1 rRNA gene is annotated in these 252 nt (G+C 56.7%); it reads left to right on the top strand.

Annotation, left to right across the window (positions count from 1 at the left end):
• Positions 1-252, top strand: a 23S ribosomal RNA gene (locus C444_RS22545); the annotation flags it as partial.

The following is a 252-nucleotide window of genomic DNA, read 5'->3' as shown; positions in this document are numbered from 1 at the left end:
ATCTATGTGTAGGGGTGAAAGGCCCATCGAGTCCGGCAACAGCTGGTTCCAATCGAAACATGTCGAAGCATGACCTCCGCCGAGGTAGTCTGTGAGGTAGAGCGACCGATTGGTGTGTCCGCCTCCGAGAGGAGTCGGCACACCTGTCAAACTCCAAACTTACAGACGCTGTTTGACGCGGGGATTCCGGTGCGCGGGGTAAGCCTGTGTACCAGGAGGGGAACAACCCAGAGATAGGTTAAGGTCCCCAAG

The sequence above is a fragment of the Haloarcula japonica DSM 6131 genome, assembly GCF_000336635.1.
In the GTDB taxonomy this organism is placed as follows: domain Archaea; phylum Halobacteriota; class Halobacteria; order Halobacteriales; family Haloarculaceae; genus Haloarcula; species Haloarcula japonica.
This window is presented reverse-complemented; position numbering and strand designations above follow the sequence as displayed.